This is a genomic window from Moraxella macacae 0408225 (genome assembly GCF_000320365.1).
In the GTDB taxonomy this organism is placed as follows: Bacteria; Pseudomonadota; Gammaproteobacteria; order Pseudomonadales; family Moraxellaceae; genus Faucicola; species Faucicola macacae.
In genome coordinates this window covers 1,020,835-1,040,149 of sequence record NZ_ANIN01000001.1, presented here as the reverse complement: position 1 = coordinate 1,040,149, position 19,315 = coordinate 1,020,835, and the positions used below count along the sequence as shown (strand labels likewise).

Annotated in this window: 18 protein-coding genes; 3 read left to right on the top strand and 15 right to left on the bottom strand. The window is 37.8% G+C overall.

Translation table 11 applies throughout. The features are described 5' to 3' along the window. Nucleotides 1–80 precede the first annotated feature (80 nt). Together ftsH and MOMA_RS04705 are read right to left on the bottom strand one after the other, a co-directional pair. A complete protein-coding gene (gene ftsH, locus MOMA_RS04710; protein ID WP_009767466.1) occupies nt 81–1,988 on the bottom strand; it encodes an ATP-dependent zinc metalloprotease FtsH in 1,908 nt (635 codons plus the stop codon). 309 nt (nt 1,989–2,297) lie between these two features. Beyond that, the gene (locus MOMA_RS04705; RefSeq protein ID WP_040625092.1) at nt 2,298–2,930 is read right to left on the bottom strand and encodes an RlmE family RNA methyltransferase; all 633 of its coding nucleotides are present in this window, start codon (nt 2,928–2,930) and stop codon (nt 2,298–2,300) included. Between the two features lie 119 nt (nt 2,931–3,049). Between MOMA_RS04705 and MOMA_RS04700 the strand changes: the two genes are divergently transcribed. Continuing rightward, nucleotides 3,050–3,370, top strand: a complete 321-nt coding sequence (locus MOMA_RS04700; RefSeq protein WP_009767464.1) for a YhbY family RNA-binding protein — start codon at nt 3,050–3,052, stop codon at nt 3,368–3,370. Between the two features lie 109 nt (nt 3,371–3,479). Next, nucleotides 3,480–4,127: a DOMON domain-containing protein gene (locus MOMA_RS04695; protein ID WP_009767463.1), complete on the top strand. Its 648-nt coding sequence runs from the start codon at nt 3,480–3,482 to the stop codon at nt 4,125–4,127. 154 nt (nt 4,128–4,281) lie between these two features. Here MOMA_RS04695 and MOMA_RS10060 read toward each other — a convergent pair whose 3' ends face one another. After that, a complete protein-coding gene (locus tag MOMA_RS10060; protein ID WP_009767462.1) occupies nt 4,282–4,926 on the bottom strand; it encodes a M23 family metallopeptidase in 645 nt (214 codons plus the stop codon). Nucleotides 4,927–5,079: 153 nt separating this feature from the next. On the opposite strand from MOMA_RS10060, the gene MOMA_RS04685 reads away from it, so the two are divergent. Next, the gene (locus MOMA_RS04685; RefSeq protein WP_009767461.1) at nt 5,080–5,568 is read left to right on the top strand and encodes a hypothetical protein; all 489 of its coding nucleotides are present in this window, start codon (nt 5,080–5,082) and stop codon (nt 5,566–5,568) included. Between the two features lie 337 nt (nt 5,569–5,905). Here MOMA_RS04685 and lpxC read toward each other — a convergent pair whose 3' ends face one another. The 12 genes from lpxC to pyrE form a co-directional block, all read right to left on the bottom strand. Beyond that, nucleotides 5,906–6,844 (bottom strand): UDP-3-O-acyl-N-acetylglucosamine deacetylase, encoded by a 939-nt coding sequence (lpxC, locus tag MOMA_RS04680; protein WP_009767460.1) that lies wholly within the window; start codon nt 6,842–6,844, stop codon nt 5,906–5,908. Between the two features lie 285 nt (nt 6,845–7,129). Beyond that, nucleotides 7,130–8,362, bottom strand: a complete 1,233-nt coding sequence (ftsZ, locus tag MOMA_RS04675; RefSeq protein ID WP_009767459.1) for a cell division protein FtsZ — start codon at nt 8,360–8,362, stop codon at nt 7,130–7,132. A gap of 122 nt (nt 8,363–8,484) precedes the next feature. Next, a complete protein-coding gene (gene ftsA / locus MOMA_RS04670; RefSeq protein WP_009767458.1) occupies nt 8,485–9,771 on the bottom strand; it encodes a cell division protein FtsA in 1,287 nt (428 codons plus the stop codon). Between the two features lie 103 nt (nt 9,772–9,874). After that, the gene (locus tag MOMA_RS04665; RefSeq protein ID WP_009767457.1) at nt 9,875–10,696 is read right to left on the bottom strand and encodes a cell division protein FtsQ/DivIB; all 822 of its coding nucleotides are present in this window, start codon (nt 10,694–10,696) and stop codon (nt 9,875–9,877) included. 223 nt (nt 10,697–10,919) lie between these two features. Continuing rightward, the gene (locus MOMA_RS04660; RefSeq protein WP_009767456.1) at nt 10,920–11,873 is read right to left on the bottom strand and encodes a D-alanine--D-alanine ligase; all 954 of its coding nucleotides are present in this window, start codon (nt 11,871–11,873) and stop codon (nt 10,920–10,922) included. A gap of 68 nt (nt 11,874–11,941) precedes the next feature. Next, nucleotides 11,942–13,399, bottom strand: a complete 1,458-nt coding sequence (murC, locus tag MOMA_RS04655; RefSeq protein ID WP_009767455.1) for a UDP-N-acetylmuramate--L-alanine ligase — start codon at nt 13,397–13,399, stop codon at nt 11,942–11,944. A gap of 131 nt (nt 13,400–13,530) precedes the next feature. Continuing rightward, nucleotides 13,531–14,643, bottom strand: coding sequence for an undecaprenyldiphospho-muramoylpentapeptide beta-N-acetylglucosaminyltransferase (gene murG / locus MOMA_RS04650; RefSeq protein ID WP_009767454.1), 1,113 nt, complete (start codon nt 14,641–14,643; stop codon nt 13,531–13,533). Between the two features lie 238 nt (nt 14,644–14,881). Beyond that, on the bottom strand, nt 14,882–15,829 hold the full coding sequence (locus MOMA_RS04645) for a transporter (protein ID WP_009767453.1): 948 nt from the start codon (nt 15,827–15,829) through the stop codon (nt 14,882–14,884). Between the two features lie 30 nt (nt 15,830–15,859). After that, nucleotides 15,860–16,489, bottom strand: coding sequence for a C39 family peptidase (locus MOMA_RS04640; RefSeq protein ID WP_009767452.1), 630 nt, complete (start codon nt 16,487–16,489; stop codon nt 15,860–15,862). Between the two features lie 376 nt (nt 16,490–16,865). Then, nucleotides 16,866–17,237: a hypothetical protein gene (locus MOMA_RS04630; protein WP_009767451.1), complete on the bottom strand. Its 372-nt coding sequence runs from the start codon at nt 17,235–17,237 to the stop codon at nt 16,866–16,868. 375 nt (nt 17,238–17,612) lie between these two features. Next, nucleotides 17,613–18,566 (bottom strand): glutathione synthase, encoded by a 954-nt coding sequence (gene gshB, locus MOMA_RS04625; RefSeq protein ID WP_009767449.1) that lies wholly within the window; start codon nt 18,564–18,566, stop codon nt 17,613–17,615. Nucleotides 18,567–18,582: 16 nt separating this feature from the next. Continuing rightward, nucleotides 18,583–19,236, bottom strand: coding sequence for an orotate phosphoribosyltransferase (pyrE, locus tag MOMA_RS04620; protein ID WP_009767448.1), 654 nt, complete (start codon nt 19,234–19,236; stop codon nt 18,583–18,585). Nucleotides 19,237–19,315 lie beyond the last annotated feature (79 nt).

Here is a 19,315-nt window from a genome sequence, read left to right as displayed (position 1 = left end):
AAGGGATTGTAGTTTTTATGTTTGACAATTTTTTATGTTTGACAATTGTGTCAAAAATTGTGTCAAAGTTATACCAAAAGTTACGCCGTTGGTATTGGCGGTGGCAAGTTTGGATTTTTTTGATCGGCTTGCTCTTGTGGTTTGCTAAAATCAACAGTAACGACATCTTGGTAATTTTTTGGTTCTCGTGGTGGTAAACCCGCCATAATGTCTTGGAGTTGATCGCGATCAATGGTTTCCCATTTCATAAGTGCATCTACCATAGCGTGCATTTTATCGTGATTAGCCTCAATCAATTCACGAGCAATTTTATACTGTGTCTCCAAAATGTTGCGAACTTCTTCGTCTACTTTTTGTTGGGTTGCCTCGGAAATGGTACGCATTGGCATATAGCCTGATTGATCGTCATCTTCATAAACCATGACCCCCATTTTATCCGACATACCGTATTTTGTTACCATAGCACGAGCCATTTTGGTAGCACGTTCAAAATCGTTCGATGCCCCTGTTGACTGTTGATTAATAAACACTTCTTCGGCAATACGCCCACCAAATAAAATCGAAATTTCATTCAACATGCCATCTTTATATTTGCTAATTGCATCTTGTTCAGGCAACTGCCAAGTTACGCCCAATGCCCACCCACGAGGCATAATCGTAACTTTATGCACAGGATCGGTATTTGGCAACATTTCAGCAACCAAAGCATGGCCTGCTTCATGATAAGCAGTGGCACGACGTTCCTCTTCTCTAAGCACCATAGATTTACGTTCAGGCCCCATGTAAAGTTTGTCTTTAGCCTCTTCAAAATCATTCATATCCACACTGGCTTTATTATGACGAGCAGCAAACAACGCCGCTTCATTCACCAAATTGGCAAGTTGTGCCCCACTAAAACCCGGCGTACCTCTTGCCAAAGTACGAATGTCCACACTGGTGGTCGATGGCAATTTTTTCAAATGCACACGCAAAATTTGCTCACGCCCTTTAATATCAGGCAAACCTACCGATACTTGACGATCAAAACGCCCAGGTCTTAATAACGCCTTATCCAACACATCAGCACGGTTGGTTGCAGCAATCACAATCACCCCTTCGTTGCCTTCAAAACCGTCCATCTCGACCAACAACTGGTTTAAAGTTTGTTCACGTTCATCATGGCCACCGCCCATACCGCTACCACGATGACGCCCAACAGCATCAATCTCATCAATAAAAATAATACAAGGAGAATTTTTTTTGGCTTGTTCAAACATATCACGCACACGGCTTGCACCAACACCAACAAACATCTCAACAAAATCCGAACCAGAAATGCTAAAAAACGGTACTTTTGCCTCGCCTGCGATCGCTTTGGCAAGCAAAGTTTTACCTGTACCAGGTGGCCCTACCATCAACACACCGCGAGGAATACTGGCACCGAGTTTGGTAAATTTTTCTGGATCGCGCAAAAAATCTACAATTTCGGCAACTTCTTGCTTGGACTCTTCAACCCCCGCCACATCAGCAAAAGTAACTTTCACTTGATCTTCGGTTAACATTTTGGCTTTAGATTTACCAAAACCCATTGGACCAAAACCACGCCCTCCGCCACCAGAACCACTACCGCCCATGTTGCGCATGATAAACAAAAACAGTCCAATAATTAACAACACAGGAAAACTGGCAATCAATAATTGCATTATCACGCCTTGACGTTCAGGACTGGTTCCTTGTACTTCTACTTTATGCTTAATCAAATTTGGCATAAGCTCGGTATCCGTAACCGCAGGGCGTACCGTTTCAAAATCTGCTCCGCTTTTGGTTTTACCCGTGATGTATTCGCCGTCAATTTTGACACTTTTTATGTTATCACCACTCACTTGGGTAACAAATTGGGAATAATGGAGCTTATCAGGTTCGTTTTTAGTGTCAAAATTGCTAAAAACAGCAACCAACACAAAAATCACCACCAACCATAATAAGGTATTTTTTACCATGTCGCTCACGTTGTTTGTCCTATTGATTTTGTAAAATTATAAATACTTTAAAATTATAAATGCTTGTTTGTAAATTTGGTTTTTGTAAATTTGGTTATTGGTAGTCTATTATATAATATTTACGTATATAATATTTACGATATAGTGTTTACTATATAATATTTACGATACAGTACTTACGCAACAAAACACACACATTATATATGAAAATCCCATATAAAAAATATAATATAGCACGATATAAGGATTTTTACTCAATTTATCAAGGTAAAAAACTGTTATAAAATGGTAACCATGATTGTCCAAATTCACACACATTTACATCGTCGCCACCCAATACATTTCTTTTGATCTGGCTCGTGATGCTGCAGGCTTGATACTGCGAACTTTACGAAAGGTTTGTTGCATTTGTTTGCGCAACGCATCTGAACCTTCTCCCTGAAACACTTTGACAATCAACGAACCGCCCTCATCTAACACTTGGCTGGCAAAATCCACTGCCAATTCACACAAATAAATCATGCGTGGCTGATCCACAGCTGCAAAACCTGAGGTGTTTGGTGCCATATCCGACAATACAATATTCACCTTTTTGCCTGCCACTTCTGTCATGATTTTATCAAAAATTTCTTGCTTGCGAAAATCACCTTGAATAAAGGTTACATTTTCAAGGGTGTCCATTGGCAAAATATCCGATGCAATCAATTTGCCACTTTCACCTACGATCTTGCCTGCCACTTGCGACCAACTGCCAGGAGCAGATCCCAAATCTACCACTGTCATACCTTTTTTGATAAGTTGTAATTTATCGTTAATTTCCAATAACTTATACGCCGCCCTTGCTCGATAGCCATCACGATGAGCCAATTTTACATAATGGTCATCTAAGTGTTCTTTTATCCACGCACGACTGCTTTTAGACAATTTTTTGTTGGTAATTCTGGTTGCCATACTCGCCTTTTGTTGTTTTTCAATCAAAACCACTGCTATTTTAGCATATTTTGTCAACAGTTTATGCTATAATATGCTAATTTTTATTATTTTAAGTTTTTATTATTTTAAGGTTTTTTATGTCAAATAAAACACTCAACAATGCTAAAATTAAATTTTTAAAAGGCATCGGACATCGCCTAAACCCCGTGGTTATCATCGGTGGGCATGGTATAACTGACAATGTGATTGAAGAGGTAAACCGTGCATTAAACGATCACGAACTTATCAAAGTCAAAATCCCCCAAGGAAGTAAAGCAGAACGCGATGCGATTAACCAAGCAATTAGCGAAGCAACTGGATCTACCATCATCACCAGTATCGGTCGCATCGTATTACTGCTTCGTCATAACCCAGATGCCAACCCAAAACTGTCTAATTTGGTAAGATTTGGCGATTAATTTTTATACATAGTTAATTTTTATACATAGTGTTTTTATACATAGTGTTTTTATACATAGTGTTTTTATACACAGTTTTTTACATACAGTAAAAGTTATACAATAAAAAATGTATTTAGAAAATCTAACCGAACAACAATATACCTTAAATCCGATTGTAAATCCGATTGTAGAAATACCCAACAACCATTCCAATCTACAATCAGATTTTGAGTATATAAATGAACTTGCACAGGTTAGCACAACAGTCAAGTTACAAAAAAATCCAAATAGCGGACAATTATTGCTAAGTTTGTCTTACCAAATTTCACCAAATACCATTTCACCAAACAATAAAATTAATTTGGCTAAATTTGATAAAAATTTGGTAAAACCCACTGATTTTTTATGGCAACAGACTTGTTTGGAGTGTTTTATCCAAATTGATCGGCAGCAATATTTTGAAATTAATGCCAGTCCAAATGGGGCGTATGCACTGTATCACTTCGACGATTATCGCACGCCTAGCCATTTGCCCCCACGCCAAACACAAGCACTTGGCTTTTTTTGGCAAAATACAACAAAACCAACTGCAGCAACAAAATCTGAAACTTTTGCGTTTTTGCTGGCTTTGCCTACGGATTTGTTACCAAAAAAAATCAACCCAACCGCAATTTTATATCAAACAATCAGGGGTGAAGAACACGCTGTTTTTTATGCACTCAACCACGCCAATCCGCCTGATTTTCACAATAAAGCGTTTTGGCTTGATTTTTAGCAACTTTATAAAACAAAAACTGACAAAATCGCCAGTTTCTTTGATATTTCGCTCTATGTTTTTATTGTAGTTGTTATTTTTATTTGTTATTTTTATTTGTTATGGTTGTTTTATATTGTTTTATATTGTAATTTTTATGTTGCACCCAAATAAATCAACGCTCTGGTGCTAATGCCAAATAAGTTTGTGGATTAACCGCCTGGCCGTTTTGACGCACTTCATAATGCAAATGCGGGCCTGTTGAACGCCCTGTATTGCCTACATTGGCAATGTGTTGATTGGCATACACAGTATCGCCTACGCTAACAAGGTTGGCTGAGTTGTGTGCATAACGCGTGGTAACCCCATTGCCGTGATCAATTTCAATATAACGGCCATAACCAGAACCCCAGCCTGAATACGTTACCACACCGTTGCCTGTTGCATAAATTGGTGTGCCAACAGGAGCAGCAAAATCCATGCCTTTATGAAATTGGGTTTTGCCAAAAATATGACGATAGCCAAAACCTGATGTCATACGGGCTTTTGATGTGATCGGACGCACAGGCAATAAACCATTGCCTGCATGCGTTGGCGTTTCTGAATATACATTGGTAATGCTAATCGTGTTATCATTGGATAATTTGTTGGCTAAAATCGCCAAACGGTCTTCTTTTTGTTGAGCTTGTTGGCTTAGCAGTTGAATATCACTGCTAATATCACCAACATAATACTCTTCACTGTTATCGCGTAACGCTGCGTTCGAGGCAATTGAGGTTATTAATGCAACAAATGGAAGTACGGTTAAGGCTAATTTCATGGGGTTTTCCTCTTTTTAGTCAAACATTTGGCTAAATTAAGTTAAAAATTTGGGTTAAAATAACACACTTAAAAATTTATTTCGCTCATTGATTTTTGTCATCAAACTGTAACTTGAAAACTGTAACCTAAAAACTGTAAACTTGGAACAAACATGGCTTATAAAAAACAAGTAAATCATTTGGCTTCACATCAAGAACGCATCGCAAATTTACCGATACCGTTTCATGATAAAGTCCAACATTTTCAAACCTTAACACAAAAAATCCGTCAAGCGTGGCAAGCGGTGTTGCCTGATGATGCTTTGGCAACACTTAGTGTTGGCTATCAAGCCAAGCAAACACTGTTTATCAGTACCAACAATCAAACCCTTGCCAATCACCTTAGTTACAGCCAGGCGGTACTATTAAATATTTTGCAACAATCCGATCGTGCGTTTAAGGATATCTGCCAATTAAAATTTCAAGTCATTCACCCAACGTTTGCAACATCAGATACCCAAACAAAATGTAACCAAAAGGTTAATTCTGTAACATCGTGTAACATCAGCGAAAATACGAAGCAAAATATAGCACATCTTGCCGAGCTTGTCATCAACGACAAAGCATTGTATGACGTATTACAAAAATTTTTAGACCAATAAAATGCCTATTTTTAAAAGTGTTACAATGTAATTTTATGTAAATTTTGTTGCTTTTGGCAGAATAGATTTTCACCGATTGCCATTCATTGACAAAACCTACGCACAAACCAATGGGTTGTTTATTTTTTTCGCATAAAATCAAAAAGATATCTTTTTATCTGAAGTCATTGTCTTATAAAGGCTACACGCTTTTAACCAAAACTCATCTAAGTCTCAAAAAAATCTACACACAAGCGGTATGGTTTGTTATCACAATCAAAAACTTAAACCGTCTTAGTCATAAAAATGTTACGCACAATTTGACCAACTGGTAAATTATTTAAATATATTTAATACATTAATTATTATAATTAATATATTTTGAGTTTACATTGTCATATTTTATTACAATTTTAAAATTATCCGGATCGCTAAAAACCGCTTTTAACAAATTATTGTTCAACCTATGTCCAGATTTATAACCATAAAACGCCCCTAAAATCTGATGTCCGGCCAAATACAAATCACCAACAGCGTCGAGCATTTTATGACGCACAAATTCATTGTCAAAACGCAAGCCCTCTGGGTTTAGCACTTTTTCATCATCTACCACAATCGCGTTGTCTATGCTCCCACCAAGGCCTAAATTTTGGCTTTTTAAATACTCAATGTCTCTTAAAAAACCAAACGTTCTGGCTTTTGCAATTTGATTGGTAAAATTGACACGGTTAAAATCAAGGGCAAAAGTTGCGTGTTCTTTGGCAAAAATAGGGTGATTAAAATCAATGGTAAATGCCAACGAAAAGCCATCATAGGGCGTAAACTTAGCAATTTTATCATCACAACACACCTCTACGGGGCGTAAAATTTGGATAAATTTTTTAGCAGCGTCTTGAGTGGCGATACCTGCTTTTTCCAAGGCTTCAATAAATACAATTGCACTGCCGTCCATAATCGGAATTTCAGAAGCAGAAACCTCCACCACAAGATTGTCAATGCCTAAACACGCAATTGCACTCATCAAATGCTCAACCGTGCCAATACGTTGGTTGTTGGCATTGGCAAGATTAGATGACATAACCGTGTCAACAATTTGGTTATAACGTGCCAAAATCGGCTGTGGGTTTGGCAAATCGGTGCGAAAAAATACCACGCCTGTGTTGACATCGGCAGGTAAAAATCGGATTTGCACCAATTTTCCGCTATGCAGTCCAATGCCCTCTAATGAAATTGGTGTTTTTATTGTGCGTTGTTTTATTGTGTGTTGTTTAGTTGTTTTTTGTATCGGTTGTTTCATGATTGCCCTTTTACATATTTTGTTACATTTGGCGTATTTTAGCATTGTTTAGCCAGATAACAAGGGGCTTTTTTTGATTTTGTTGCTAAGTTTTATTGTTTTTGTCAATTTTTTTAACAATATGGCTTTTTAACAGCTTTTTAATAGCTTTTTAATTTAATAATGTGGCTTTTTAACAATATGACTAAGAAGTTTAAAACAAAATGTAAACACGAAATGCAAAAACCCACTACCAAAATTGGCAATGGGTTTTTGCAGCACACGTTTTGTTATTTATTTTGTTGTTTATTTGTTTTGTTGTTGGCGTAAATATTGCTGAATGCTGTTGCCTGTACGCTGTGGTTGAGTAATTTGTGTCGGTGGTGCGGTTGTTTGTTGCGCACTGGTTTGTGCCTGCGAAGAAGCACTTGGCGCAACATTTACTGTCGGCGGTGGATTATTCACGGTTAATGCTGGCGTATGCGTGCCTGCATCAACTTTTTGACTGCCAATATCTGGCATAAAAGCACGGTTTGGATTTGGGTGTTTTGGCGTGGTATCCAGTGTCAAACCCGTTGCCACAACCGTTACTTGAATTTCATCGCCCATATCTTCGTCAAAGACAATGCCGTAAAAAATGTTGGCCTCGTCAATATCCACCAAACTTTTTACTTTTTCGGTAATGCGTTCTTGTTCATCAAAATTAAAATCAGAACTTGCAACGGTATTTACCAACAACCCTTTGGCATTTTTTAACAACAAATTATCCAATAGCGGACTTTTAATCGCTTTTTCAGCGGCAATTTCAGCACGATCTTCCCCACTGGCTTTACCAATCCCCATCATCGCATGACCACGCGAGGTCATCGCGGTGCGGATATCGTTAAAGTCAATGTTAATAAAGCCATCTTCGCGTATCATGTTTGAGATGCCTTGTACCGCTTGCATGAGCACTTCATCGGCTTTTTTAAAGGCATCTTTCATCGAGATTTTGCCATACACATTCATCAATTTATCATTAGGAATGGTAATAATAGAATCCACAAAATTTGATAATTGCTCAATGCCTTCTTTGGCAACCTTGCTGCGTTTGCCGCCTTCAAAAGTAAAAGGCATGGTAACCACAGCCACAGTGAGTTTGTCCATTTCTTTGGCAAGCCGTGCGATCACAGGAGCAGCCCCAGTTCCCGTGCCACCACCCATGCCCGCGGTAATAAACACCATGTCCGAATTTTCCAGTACTTGGCGAATGGTTTCTTCGTCGCTTTCAGCAGCTTCACGTCCAATTTCAGGATTTGCTCCTGCACCCAAACCGCGATTGTTATTTTTTAAGCCAAGCTGAATTTTACTGGGAGCCGATAAGCGGTCAAGTGCTTGGCGGTCGGTATTGGCACACACAAATGTGATATTTTTGATGTTGGATTGCACCATGGTTTCAACGGCATTACCGCCACCTCCACCCACGCCGATCACCGTCAAACGAGCCGAGCCATTATGCTCTTCAAACGAATCATTGGCAATGCTAAATTTTGATTCCATCTTTCATCATCTCCGCACTAAATGCTAAATAAAATTAATAAGTTTCATAAAATAAAATTAAGTCTATCATACCACGACTTTGCACAAAACGCTAAAAATCTTGTCAAAATCTTATGCAAATCTTAAAACATTCTTTTTAAAAAGTTTTCAATTTTGTGTAAAGTTTTGCTTAAACCTGACTCTTCTTCGATATTGGCATTTTTTTCAGTATGATAAAACGCATCGCTTTGGGTGTACAACAATGTACCAAATACATTTTGGTATTTGCGTTGTCCGATCAACGATGCAATGTGGCGTAATTTTTCATCATCACCATACTGGCTGTAAGCACTGATCGGCGACTGATGTTCGGCACGGTTGGCTTTGTGCACTTTATTGACAAATACTTTTTTTGCAAGCGGAATTAAACCGCGCATTTCTGAACCACCACCTGTCAACACATAGCCTTGTTGCAAAAATTCACTCAACCCCAACGCGTCCAGATCATTTTTAATATTAACCAAAATGCTAATATAACGTGCCTCTACAATTTCTAGCAATTCTTGCATATTGACGGTTTTTTCATCATTATACTGGGAACGACGAACACTAAAAAACTGACTGGCATCAATACCAAAACGATCAACACTGGCTTGTTGTTTTTTTATCTGTTCCGCTTCAGCAAGCGTTACACCAAGAAACTTCGAAATATCATGGGTGGCATCATAACTGCCTTCGGGAAAACAGCGCGTATAAACCAGTTTGTTATCACTGTACACGCACACACTCGTGGTTGATGAACCGATATCAATCAGACAAACGCCATGATATTTTTCTTCTGCCAACAGACTGTATTCTGCCGATGACACCGCATCAAACAACATTTGCTCAATACTCACGTCGCACTCTTGTAACAGTTGTTGTAAGTTTTGTCGACTGCGTACAGGCATCATCATCAAATGATACAACACCATAAATTCATCAGCTTGCATGCCAATTGCATCATCGATCATTTCATCGCTATTATCAAGAGCAATGCCTTGTTGCACATAGTGCATAAGATACATATCATCGCTTTGGTGCTGTTTTTTAGCCTCAGTTAAAGTAGCAACCACATCTTTGGCACGAATGATTTCACTGTTAATTTTAACATTGCCTGAACTGTTCATACTCACCAATTCAGGGGTGGAAAAACTTAGCCAAACACTGTTAATACGACAATTTGCCATATCTTCTGCTTCTTGAATGGATTGTTTAATCGCTGATTTTAAGCGTTCGCGGTGGCGGATAACCCCTTGGACAAAATCATTATTTTTTACCGATGAAATACCAATAATGCGAATGTCTTGGGCGTGAAAAACCTGTCCAATCACCGTATGTACGGCGGTGGAACTTAAATGAACAACGACGATAAGGTCAGGTTTTGTCATTTTTTAACGCTTTTATATCCAGTTTATTAATATTTACACTTGTTTTTGTTTAAACTTATTTTTGTTTAAACTTGCTTTATTAAAAATTTGTTTTGTTAAAAATCTAAAGTTTTGTCTGCTGTCTGTTGGATTTTTTATTTGTTACCACAGTTTCGCTTTTTACCACAGGCCGCCAAGTAATTGCCATGCCATTTTTGTAGCGCAAATCAATGCTTTGAATTTTGGCAAGTTTTGGGTTTAGTTGGTTTTGTAACAACACACTCAAACGATACAGTTTTTCTGAAGTATTGTCATTATTTACCAAAACACGCAGACCGTTGTCAAAACGAAACAACCACGTCATGCGCGAGGTAACAATCACCTCATCTACTTTTAAGCCAAGCGGTAAATACCAATCACTGACTTGTTTGGCTTGTTGCATCATCGCAATGGCATCTTTATTGTCATCGCCTTGCAAATGCATCCAATAATCTGCATTAAGCTCACTTAAATCAGCAGGATAAAACACAACACCGTGCGAGTCCACCAACCGTTCACTGCCAAATTTTGCAACCGCTTGACGAGGAATGACTTTTACCACCAGTCCTTTTTGCCAATCACGGCGGATATCCACTTGTTCTACCCAGTCAATGTGCGATATTTTGTCAACATAAGACTGCAAATCTGTTTGCAAAAAATTATCCGTAGCTTGCATGCCAACCGTTTGCAATAAAACTTGATGTTCATATGGGTTTAAACCATCTGGCAACACATTAATTGCTGCATTTGGCAATTGTTTTAGCAATTGGACAATCAGCACAAAAAATACCAAAAACAACACAAAAACCCCAACCAACAACCAATGAAGAGGGTTTGTTAATGTTTTTTTGTCAAAGTTAATCGCTTTGTCAAAACCGAACAAAATTTTAGGTTTAGCATGGGTCATTGGTAAAAGTGTCAATCCTTAAAAAACCAAACATCAATCAGCACGATTAGCCAAGCACGATTAGCAAAAACACCTTACTAAAAATACCTCACTAAAAGTGTCATATCATACCAAATAATACAGACAAAATAACCCTGCTGTGTCGCAAAGTTTTTGATATTCATCAATATTTTGTAAGAAAATGTAATATTTTAACAGGTTTTTGGCAAATGTTAAACCTTTATCAAGTTTCTGCTAAGGTTTTTGCCAAAATGAGCAAACACAAATCAGCAAATTCAATCCCTGCTTGCTTGGCTGCCATAGGAATCAGTGAATGATCAGTCATGCCGGGCACAGTGTTAATTTCCAGCACATATAATTTGTTATCATCGCCTTTTAAAAAATCCACTCGCGACCAACCACGCCCACCAATTGCATGAAATGCACGCAACGCCAAATCGCCCATTTGTTTTTCTTGATCGATGGTTAAATCAGAGGGACATTGATAAATGGTGTCATCACGCAAATATTTGGCTTCATAATCATAAAATTTATTTTTTGGAATGATGCGAATGCTGGGCAATACCTGATCGTCCAATAACGATAACGTATATTCACCACCTGTGATCGCTTTTTCTGCTAAAATTTCACCATGATAATGTTTTAAAGTAGGGTAAATTTTTGCCAAATCACCTTGATTTTCTACCATAACCACGCCAACGCTCGACCCTTCGGCCGCAGGTTTGACAAACAACGGCAAGCCAAACTCACGCTCCAAAGAATCAAAATCACTGTCATCGTGTAAGACAACATAAGGCACATTTGGTAAATCCAATGCCTGCCAAATCAAGCGACAACGAAATTTATCCATAGCAATTGCACTTGCCAACACACCAGAACCTGTGTAAGGAATGTTAAAACTATCCAACATGCCTTGCAAACCGCCATCTTCACCAAATGTACCATGCAACACATTAAACACACGATCATACTTGCGCAGTTCTAAAATATCGGTATCTTTTGGATCAAAATGATAAGCATCGACGCCTTTTGCAAGTAAGGCATTTAGTACAGCTTTACCACTATTTAGTGAAACTTCACGTTCAACACCGATACCACCACAAACCACAGCAACCTTGCCAAAATTTTTCATATCCATATTTTTTACATTCATACTGTTTACACCAACATTATTCATAAATTATTACCAGTTTTAGTATAAAAATTAACCGCTCATTTAAAAACAATTAGTTTAAAAACAAACAATTAGTTTAAAAACAAATGATTATTTGCCAAATCTTGACACAACTGCCCTACGTTACCAGCTCCTTGCGTAATCAATAAATCATTGGCTTTTAAGGTAACTTTTAGCACGTTAGCAATTTGGTCTTTGTCGCTGATATTTAACACGATCGGCTCAACTTGTCCGCGCTCACGCATGGAACGCGCCAAATCCGAACTGGTTGCACCTTTGATCGGCTCCTCGCCTGCACCGTATACATCAAGCAAAATCAACTTATCCACTTGCGACAATACATTGACAAACTCATCAAAACAATCGCGCGTACGGCTGTAACGGTGCGGCTGAAAAATCATGGTCAAACGGCGGTTGGGATAACTTTGGCGACCTGCCTTAATCGTCATTGCCACCTCAGTTGGGTGATGGCCATAATCGTCAATAAGCAAAATATCACCATCTCCATCAAGGGTAGAATAATAGCCATTGTTTTCAAAACGCCTGCCTACGCCTGCAAATTTTTCCACCGCGGCAGCAATCACTTCGTCGCTTACACCCTCATCGCTTGCCATGGTAATTGCTCCAAGTGCATTATACACATTGTGAATGCCAGGGATATTTAAGGTAATTTTTAAAGGATCTTTATCTTTTCTTAAGACACTAAAATGGGTTTTTGTACCATCAGCAACCACATCTACCGCTTGCACATCGTTGTGCTTTTCTAAACCATAGGTCAATACTGGACGTGAAATGTCATCTATCATACCGTACAATTCTTTGTCATCACCACAAATAACCGCCAACCCATAAAATGGCATATTTTGTAAAAACTGAATGTAGGCTTTTTTAAGATTGTCAAAACTATTGCCATAAGTTTCCATATGATCTTCGTCAATGTTGGTAACAATACATGCCATTGGACGCAAACTCAAAAACGACGCATCTGACTCATCGGCTTCTGCCACCAAATAACGACTTTGGCCAAGCGATGCGTTTTTACCAAAGGCATTGACTTTTCCACCAACAACATAAGTTGGATCAAGCCCTGCTTCATGCAACATAACGGTAAGCAGGCTTGTGGTTGTGGTTTTGCCATGTGCACCAGCAACAGCAATACCATGACGATAACGCATAAGTTCACCTAACATATCAGCACGACGCACCACAGGAATGCGAGCGGTCAAAGCAGAGACAATTTCAGGGTTGGTACGATCAATAGCACTTGATACCACAACCACATCTGCATTTTCAATATTCTTGCTGTCATGTCCGATAAATACCCACACGCCCATTTTTTTTAAGCGTTCAGTAACCGCGCTTGCTTTTATGTCCGATCCTGATACGGTGTAGCCTTGATTGTGCATAACCTCAGCGATGCCACACATACCCGCCCCACCGATCCCCACAAAATGGATATGACTGATACGACGCATTTCTGGAATTTCAATTAGGCGTTTTGGCAATTTTTTGGTTTTTTGTTCATTCATAATTTTTCTCAATTTTTCTATTTTTGAATAAATTCGCTGTTAAATTCATGTTAAATAAATTCATTGTTAAATAAACTTTTGTTATTAAAATTTTATAAATATTGATTTAGTTTAGTTTGGTTTAGTTTAAATTAGTTTAAATTGTCTAAAATAATTTTTGCACATTGTTCTGTAGATTGTGGATTGCCAAATTGTCGAGCTTTATTGGAAATTTGCAAAATCTTTGTGCGATCAAGACTGGCTAAAATTGCCGATAAACTGTCAGCGTCTAAAGAAGATTGGGGTAATAAAAACCCTGCATTTTGCTCGGAGAGGCTTTTGGCATTGGCGGTTTGGTGATCATCGACAGCACTGGGCAATGGGATAAATATTGCAGTCAAGCCAACACTGGCAACCTCGCTAACCGTCAACGCCCCTGCCCGACAAACAATCACATCTGCCCACGCATACGCCTGTGCCATATCGGTGATAAAGGGTAAAATTTCATAATCTGTGGTTTGCAAATCCGCCTTATCATATACGGCTTTTGTGGCGTCAAAATTATTTTTACCACATTGATGTCGCACTTGCCAAGGTTTACCAAGGGATTCTAATTGTTTTAAAGTCGGTGCTATGTTATTGTTTAGTGCTTGTGAACCAAGCGATCCGCCAACAATCAAAAGTTTTAGCGGACTGGTATCCATAGGGTTAATGCGTTGATTGGGCGTTGGTAGATTAATGATAGCCTTACGCACAGGATTGCCAACTGTGATGATTTTTTGGGGATTTAAATCAGTAAAAGTATTGGCAAAAGCCTGCATAACGGTTTTTGCTATTTTTGCCAAATAGTGGTTACTCATGCCTGCAATGGCATTTTGCTCATGAATAACCAGTGGTTTTTGGCAAATTTTCGCACCAAGCCCACCCGGTGCGGTTACATACCCACCAAAACCTACTACCATGTCAATTTGATTGCTTTTGATGATTTTCACGCACGCCAATGTGGCTTTTAACAAGGCATTGGGGGCTTGTAGCAACCGTCTGATGCCATTGCCACGCAAGCCTTGCATATCAATCGCATGATAAATAAAATCCGTATTGGCAAGCAAGTCATTTTCCATGCCTTTCAGCGTGCCAAGCCAATGCACTACCGCCCCTTGTTTTTGCAATTCATGTGCCACTGCTATTGCAGGAAAAACGTGTCCACCCGTCCCTGCTGCCATCATCAAAATTGTTGGCTGTTTTTGCAGTGTGTTGCTTGTCATAAAATTGCCTTGTTGGGTATGGATAGATATAGCTATAAGCGGTGATAGACTGTTAAAAAAATGGTGGAATGATAGCATTTTTTGCCAATTTTTAAAAGCACTAAAGACAAAAAGTTTTTGCTAAACACTTACTAAAATGTTTTTAAATGTCATACAGCCAATTGGCAACCATACTATTCAATATTACAACTATTAAGCATTGCAACTATTAAGCATTGCAATTTAACATGCTATTTTATCATTGCATTGCTTTTGATTTGCGATAACGCTCGGACGGCGGTGGCGGCAATTCGCCCAATTTGGTGGTTAAACCAAGTGAAAAGACACTGCCCTCATCGCCCGATATATTGGTGCGAATATTGGCAACCAGATTATTTCTTGCGGATAAAGAATAAGCCATGCCAAGATTAAGATTGGTTTGGGTTTGATTAATACCTAAAGCCTTATTTTGTAGTTTGTCTGTTTGTTTATATTGCCAGCCCACGCCAGCATTTAACGTAATATCAGGATTAACCGCAAAACCAACCGTGCCATTAATAGACAACACATCACCAATATTAATTGTTTGGTTTGGGTTTAAAATACCCCGTTTTGTATTATACTGATAACTACTAGTTAAACTTAAAATAATTGGGTCGTTAACAGTATATACTGTTCCGCCAATCAATACAGACGATAACGATTTGGGTTTTAAATCATAAGTGTTATCATAAAATGAAATTTCAGAAAATATTAAACTATCGGGCAATTTTTCGTGTTTATCGGTTAATTGATATTGCGTTGTAAAAATAAAATCTTGTAACCTAGTATCAGAGGTTTTATTGTTTTCTAGTGCTGAAGTTTGTCGCACTTGACGATAAACTGCATTGGTTTTAGCACCAATTTCCCATTTATCCGTAACGCCGTAACTTAATCCCAATGTACCAATTAAACTGTCAGAATTAGACAAACCTTCGCTAGGCGGATTAGGCAACACAAGCGTTCTGCCATTACCCAAATCAACCAAACTGTTTCCTTGTTCGGTTAAATTGCGCTGTGATTGATTAAAATAACTTAAATCACTCGTTAATTTAAATTTATTTTTATCTGCGGTTAAATCTTCAACCGTTAATGGCAAATCCGCCAAAGCAGATTGATAGGCGATTAAACTTATAAAAAATATAAAAGAATAGTTTAAAACTTGCATAATTGCTCACAGTTTGTATTGGTAATTTATTTACAAAAAATCACGAAATAACTTAGGCGATTTTCTTAACAACTTTTGCGTATCTTGTATTTTAACAAAATCAGTATCAGATAATTGTTTTTGTTGTTCAGTGCTTGGCAATATTAACAAAACACGCCCTTTATAATTTGGATTGTCTGTAGTATTCCATATTTTTTCAAACTGTTTTTTGCTTAATACTCTATTGCCCCAACTTGAATCCGCCAAATAAACATTATGCTCATCAATCGCACGAATGACGCTAAAATGGTCGCTGCGATTGTGATTAAGATAAACAATAGCAGGAATTTTTAATTTTGATAAGGTCTCGTAATTGGTAGTAAATCCCTTGGCAATAAAGCCATATTTTTGGCTGACATTTGCCAAATCACTAAAAGATGACATTACATCTACTAATGCCATATCCTCTAATATTTGGCGCTCGCTCATTGGTTTTTGATAAAAATAAGTCAATACCGTGGCAAGCGATGACGCGCCGCAGGAATAATCCAAATCTTGTTTAATAACTTGACCATTATTTTGTTCAAGCCATGATTGGGTGGTGATGTTTTTGGGGCTTATTTTTGGGTTTAAGCTAAAAGGGGAGGCGTAAGATGCTATGGTAAAAAAGCTAGCAAACACAATAAAAAGCAGAAATGATGACAAAGCGTTCATTGTTGGTTATTTGTCTTTTAGATTAATGATTGTATTTTTGACAAGCTGTACTTTTTTTGAGTACAAAATAAAACAAACTTGCAAAAATCAAAAAAGTGATTAGGGATATGAATAAATTTTGTAAGCCTTGTAAATATGCCAAGTTTTTTATAAAAATATTGATAAGCGTTGCCGTTATCAACAGGCAAACCGCTCTTAGCCATTCATTGCCATAAATGCGAGCAATAGCAGCAAAAAAACTTGCTGCTACGATAAAAAGATACCAAGTAAAATGCTGTTAAATATTTGCATTGTTTTTATACTCACGTTTTTTATAATAAATGACTAATTACCGCTATTGACACTATGAAATAAGACAATACAAAGAATTTATATTAAAAACATCGTCTAAGTTTGATTTGTTTATAAAATTTTTGTCTTTAATGGTTTTTAGACAACCAAAATAAGCCTCTTCTTCTCCCATATGATTGACAAGTTGAATGTTAGACCAATATACATAATTTTGATCGGATAGTATTTTTCTTATCAATACTTTGCCATTATTTGATATTTTATATTGGTTGTTGCAAATTAGGTTCACCATATCCAAACTATAATCATACCTTGTATATACGAATAAATTTTCTTTATTTGTATATTCTGTAAATTTTAGATAGCGTTCTTTCGGTAAAAAATCAATGCGTTTTTCTGAAATAATCATATATAAATTTGACATATAAATCTCGTATACTGCAATTAAAAGCACAAATTTACTTATACCAATTTACTTTTTGTTCAGTTTTTCCAATAAAAAAATAATTGCAACAACAACAGAAAAACCCAAGCACACCAAGGTTAAACTTAGCCACGGAATTTCATAACCTTTTATTTTATAGACAAAGTAAAAAAACAATAAACCTAAATTATAAGTTAACGTGAATAATATTGAAAACAACATAAAGACAGGAATGTTTAATTTCCTGTTTTTGTTGGCTATTTCATTGGCTATACTACCACCAAAACCTCCGCTTATGGATTCTAATAATGATGTTATGATGTCAAACATGATTTTAATTTCATCGTCTACCGCTATTTCATAAACAAACTTGATTTAGAATGGGTAAAATAAATCCTCGATCACTTGCACAAAATCTGTTGCAATGTCTGTACCAAACTGATCGTCAATTTCACGAATACAAGTCGGCGAGGTAACATTAATTTCAGTAATAAAATCACCAATTACATCAAGCCCTACAAACAATAAGCCTTTTTCTAATAAAATCGGTGCAACCATTTCAGCAAGTTCGCGTTCACGATTTGACAAGGGCATGGCAACCCCACGGCCACCTGCGGCCAAATTGCCCCGGGTTTCACCGCCAACTGGAATGCGTGCCAAGCAATAATCCACAGGCTTGCCACCAACAATTAGCACACGCTTATCACCGTCTTTAATGTTGGGGATAAATTTTTGCGCCATGATTGGCAATGTTTCTATTTGGGTTAGCATTTCTAGCGTTGAACCGATATTTGGGCTATCCGATGACAAACGAAAAATTCCCATACCGCCCATACCGTCCAAAGGTTTAACAATCACATCGTTGTGTTCACGGATAAATTCACGAATATGGGCTTGTTTTTGACTGACGATGGTGGGAGTCATCAGTTGGTTAAACTGGGTAGCAAAAAGTTTTTCATTGCAATTTTGTACATTTGTTGGATCATTAACCACTTTTACCCCAGCACGTTTGGCATATTCCAATAAGTACAAAGCATACAAAAATTTCATATCAAACGGCGGATCTTTACGCATTAAAATCACGTCAAAACTGGTGGCATTCACCGTTGTTTTTTCGCCAAGTTCATAAAATTTATGAGGGTTTTTAAAAGCGGTTAACGGCTGGCTGTCTATCATCAATTCGCCGTTTTTTAGCCATAAATCATTGATTTTACAATAATTTAAGGCATGTTGTCGCTTTTGTATCGCCCACATCATCGCAAGCGTGCTGTCTTTTTTGTAATTAATACTGCCAATCTCGTCCATTACAATCAGAAAATTTAGTTGCATAGTTTTTTCCCTAAAATTAATACATCACGCCATATTGATCACGGTATGCCCTCATTTTGACAATTTCATCACTTGTGCCATTTTTGGCAACATAGGCGATCAGATCGTCCATGCTGACAAGTGCCAAAACAGGTATGTTTAATTCATCACCAAGCTCTTGGATAGCAGATTTTTCCGTTTGTCCTTTTTCTTTTCGATCAAGCGCAACAATCACCCCTGCAACTTTTGCCCCTGCGTTGTCAAGCAAGCCTATCACTTCACGCATCGCTGTTCCTGCAGTCATAACATCGTCAATCACCCATACCGATTTGCCGTTTAAATCCGCTCCAACCAACACACCGCCCTCGCCGTGATCTTTGGCTTCTTTACGGTTATAACCCCAGTTGGCATTGATGTTATGATTTTTCCACAAGGCTTGAGCAACGGCTGCAACAAACGGAATGCCCTTATACGCCGCCCCAAAAAGCACCAAATCATCAAGCTGTGCATTTTTTGCCAAAACATCAGCATAACCATCTGCCAATGATGACAACAATTCACCTGTCGACAAAAGTCCTGCATTAAAAAAATACGGACTGATCCGCCCTGATTTTAGGGTAAACTCACCAAATTTTAAAGCGTTGTTGGCAAGAGCAATTTGGATAAAATGTTGTGGATTAAAGTTTGTCATATATATTCCTAAACTATTTTACAAAATCATTATTCATTATAAAGAAAAACCTGCCAAAAAACCACGTTAAAATCAAAAC

Coding starts and splice junctions, on each gene's coding strand:
- MOMA_RS04665 (WP_009767457.1), bottom strand. CDS start 10,696: ATGACCCATGCTAAACCTAAAATTTTGTTCGGTTTTGACAAAGCGATT.
- MOMA_RS04695 (WP_009767463.1), top strand. CDS start 3,480: ATGTATTTAGAAAATCTAACCGAACAACAATATACCTTAAATCCGATT.
- MOMA_RS04645 (WP_009767453.1), bottom strand. CDS start 15,829: ATGCAAGTTTTAAACTATTCTTTTATATTTTTTATAAGTTTAATCGCC.
- MOMA_RS04705 (WP_040625092.1), bottom strand. CDS start 2,930: ATGGCAACCAGAATTACCAACAAAAAATTGTCTAAAAGCAGTCGTGCG.
- MOMA_RS04660 (WP_009767456.1), bottom strand. CDS start 11,873: ATGAATAATGTTGGTGTAAACAGTATGAATGTAAAAAATATGGATATG.
- MOMA_RS10060 (WP_009767462.1), bottom strand. CDS start 4,926: ATGAAATTAGCCTTAACCGTACTTCCATTTGTTGCATTAATAACCTCA.
- MOMA_RS04630 (WP_009767451.1), bottom strand. CDS start 17,237: ATGTCAAATTTATATATGATTATTTCAGAAAAACGCATTGATTTTTTA.
- gshB (WP_009767449.1), bottom strand. CDS start 18,566: ATGCAACTAAATTTTCTGATTGTAATGGACGAGATTGGCAGTATTAAT.
- lpxC (WP_009767460.1), bottom strand. CDS start 6,844: ATGAAACAACCGATACAAAAAACAACTAAACAACACACAATAAAACAA.
- ftsA (WP_009767458.1), bottom strand. CDS start 9,771: ATGACAAAACCTGACCTTATCGTCGTTGTTCATTTAAGTTCCACCGCC.
- murG (WP_009767454.1), bottom strand. CDS start 14,643: ATGACAAGCAACACACTGCAAAAACAGCCAACAATTTTGATGATGGCA.
- MOMA_RS04685 (WP_009767461.1), top strand. CDS start 5,080: ATGGCTTATAAAAAACAAGTAAATCATTTGGCTTCACATCAAGAACGC.
- ftsZ (WP_009767459.1), bottom strand. CDS start 8,362: ATGGAATCAAAATTTAGCATTGCCAATGATTCGTTTGAAGAGCATAAT.
- pyrE (WP_009767448.1), bottom strand. CDS start 19,236: ATGACAAACTTTAATCCACAACATTTTATCCAAATTGCTCTTGCCAAC.
- murC (WP_009767455.1), bottom strand. CDS start 13,399: ATGAATGAACAAAAAACCAAAAAATTGCCAAAACGCCTAATTGAAATT.
- MOMA_RS04700 (WP_009767464.1), top strand. CDS start 3,050: ATGTCAAATAAAACACTCAACAATGCTAAAATTAAATTTTTAAAAGGC.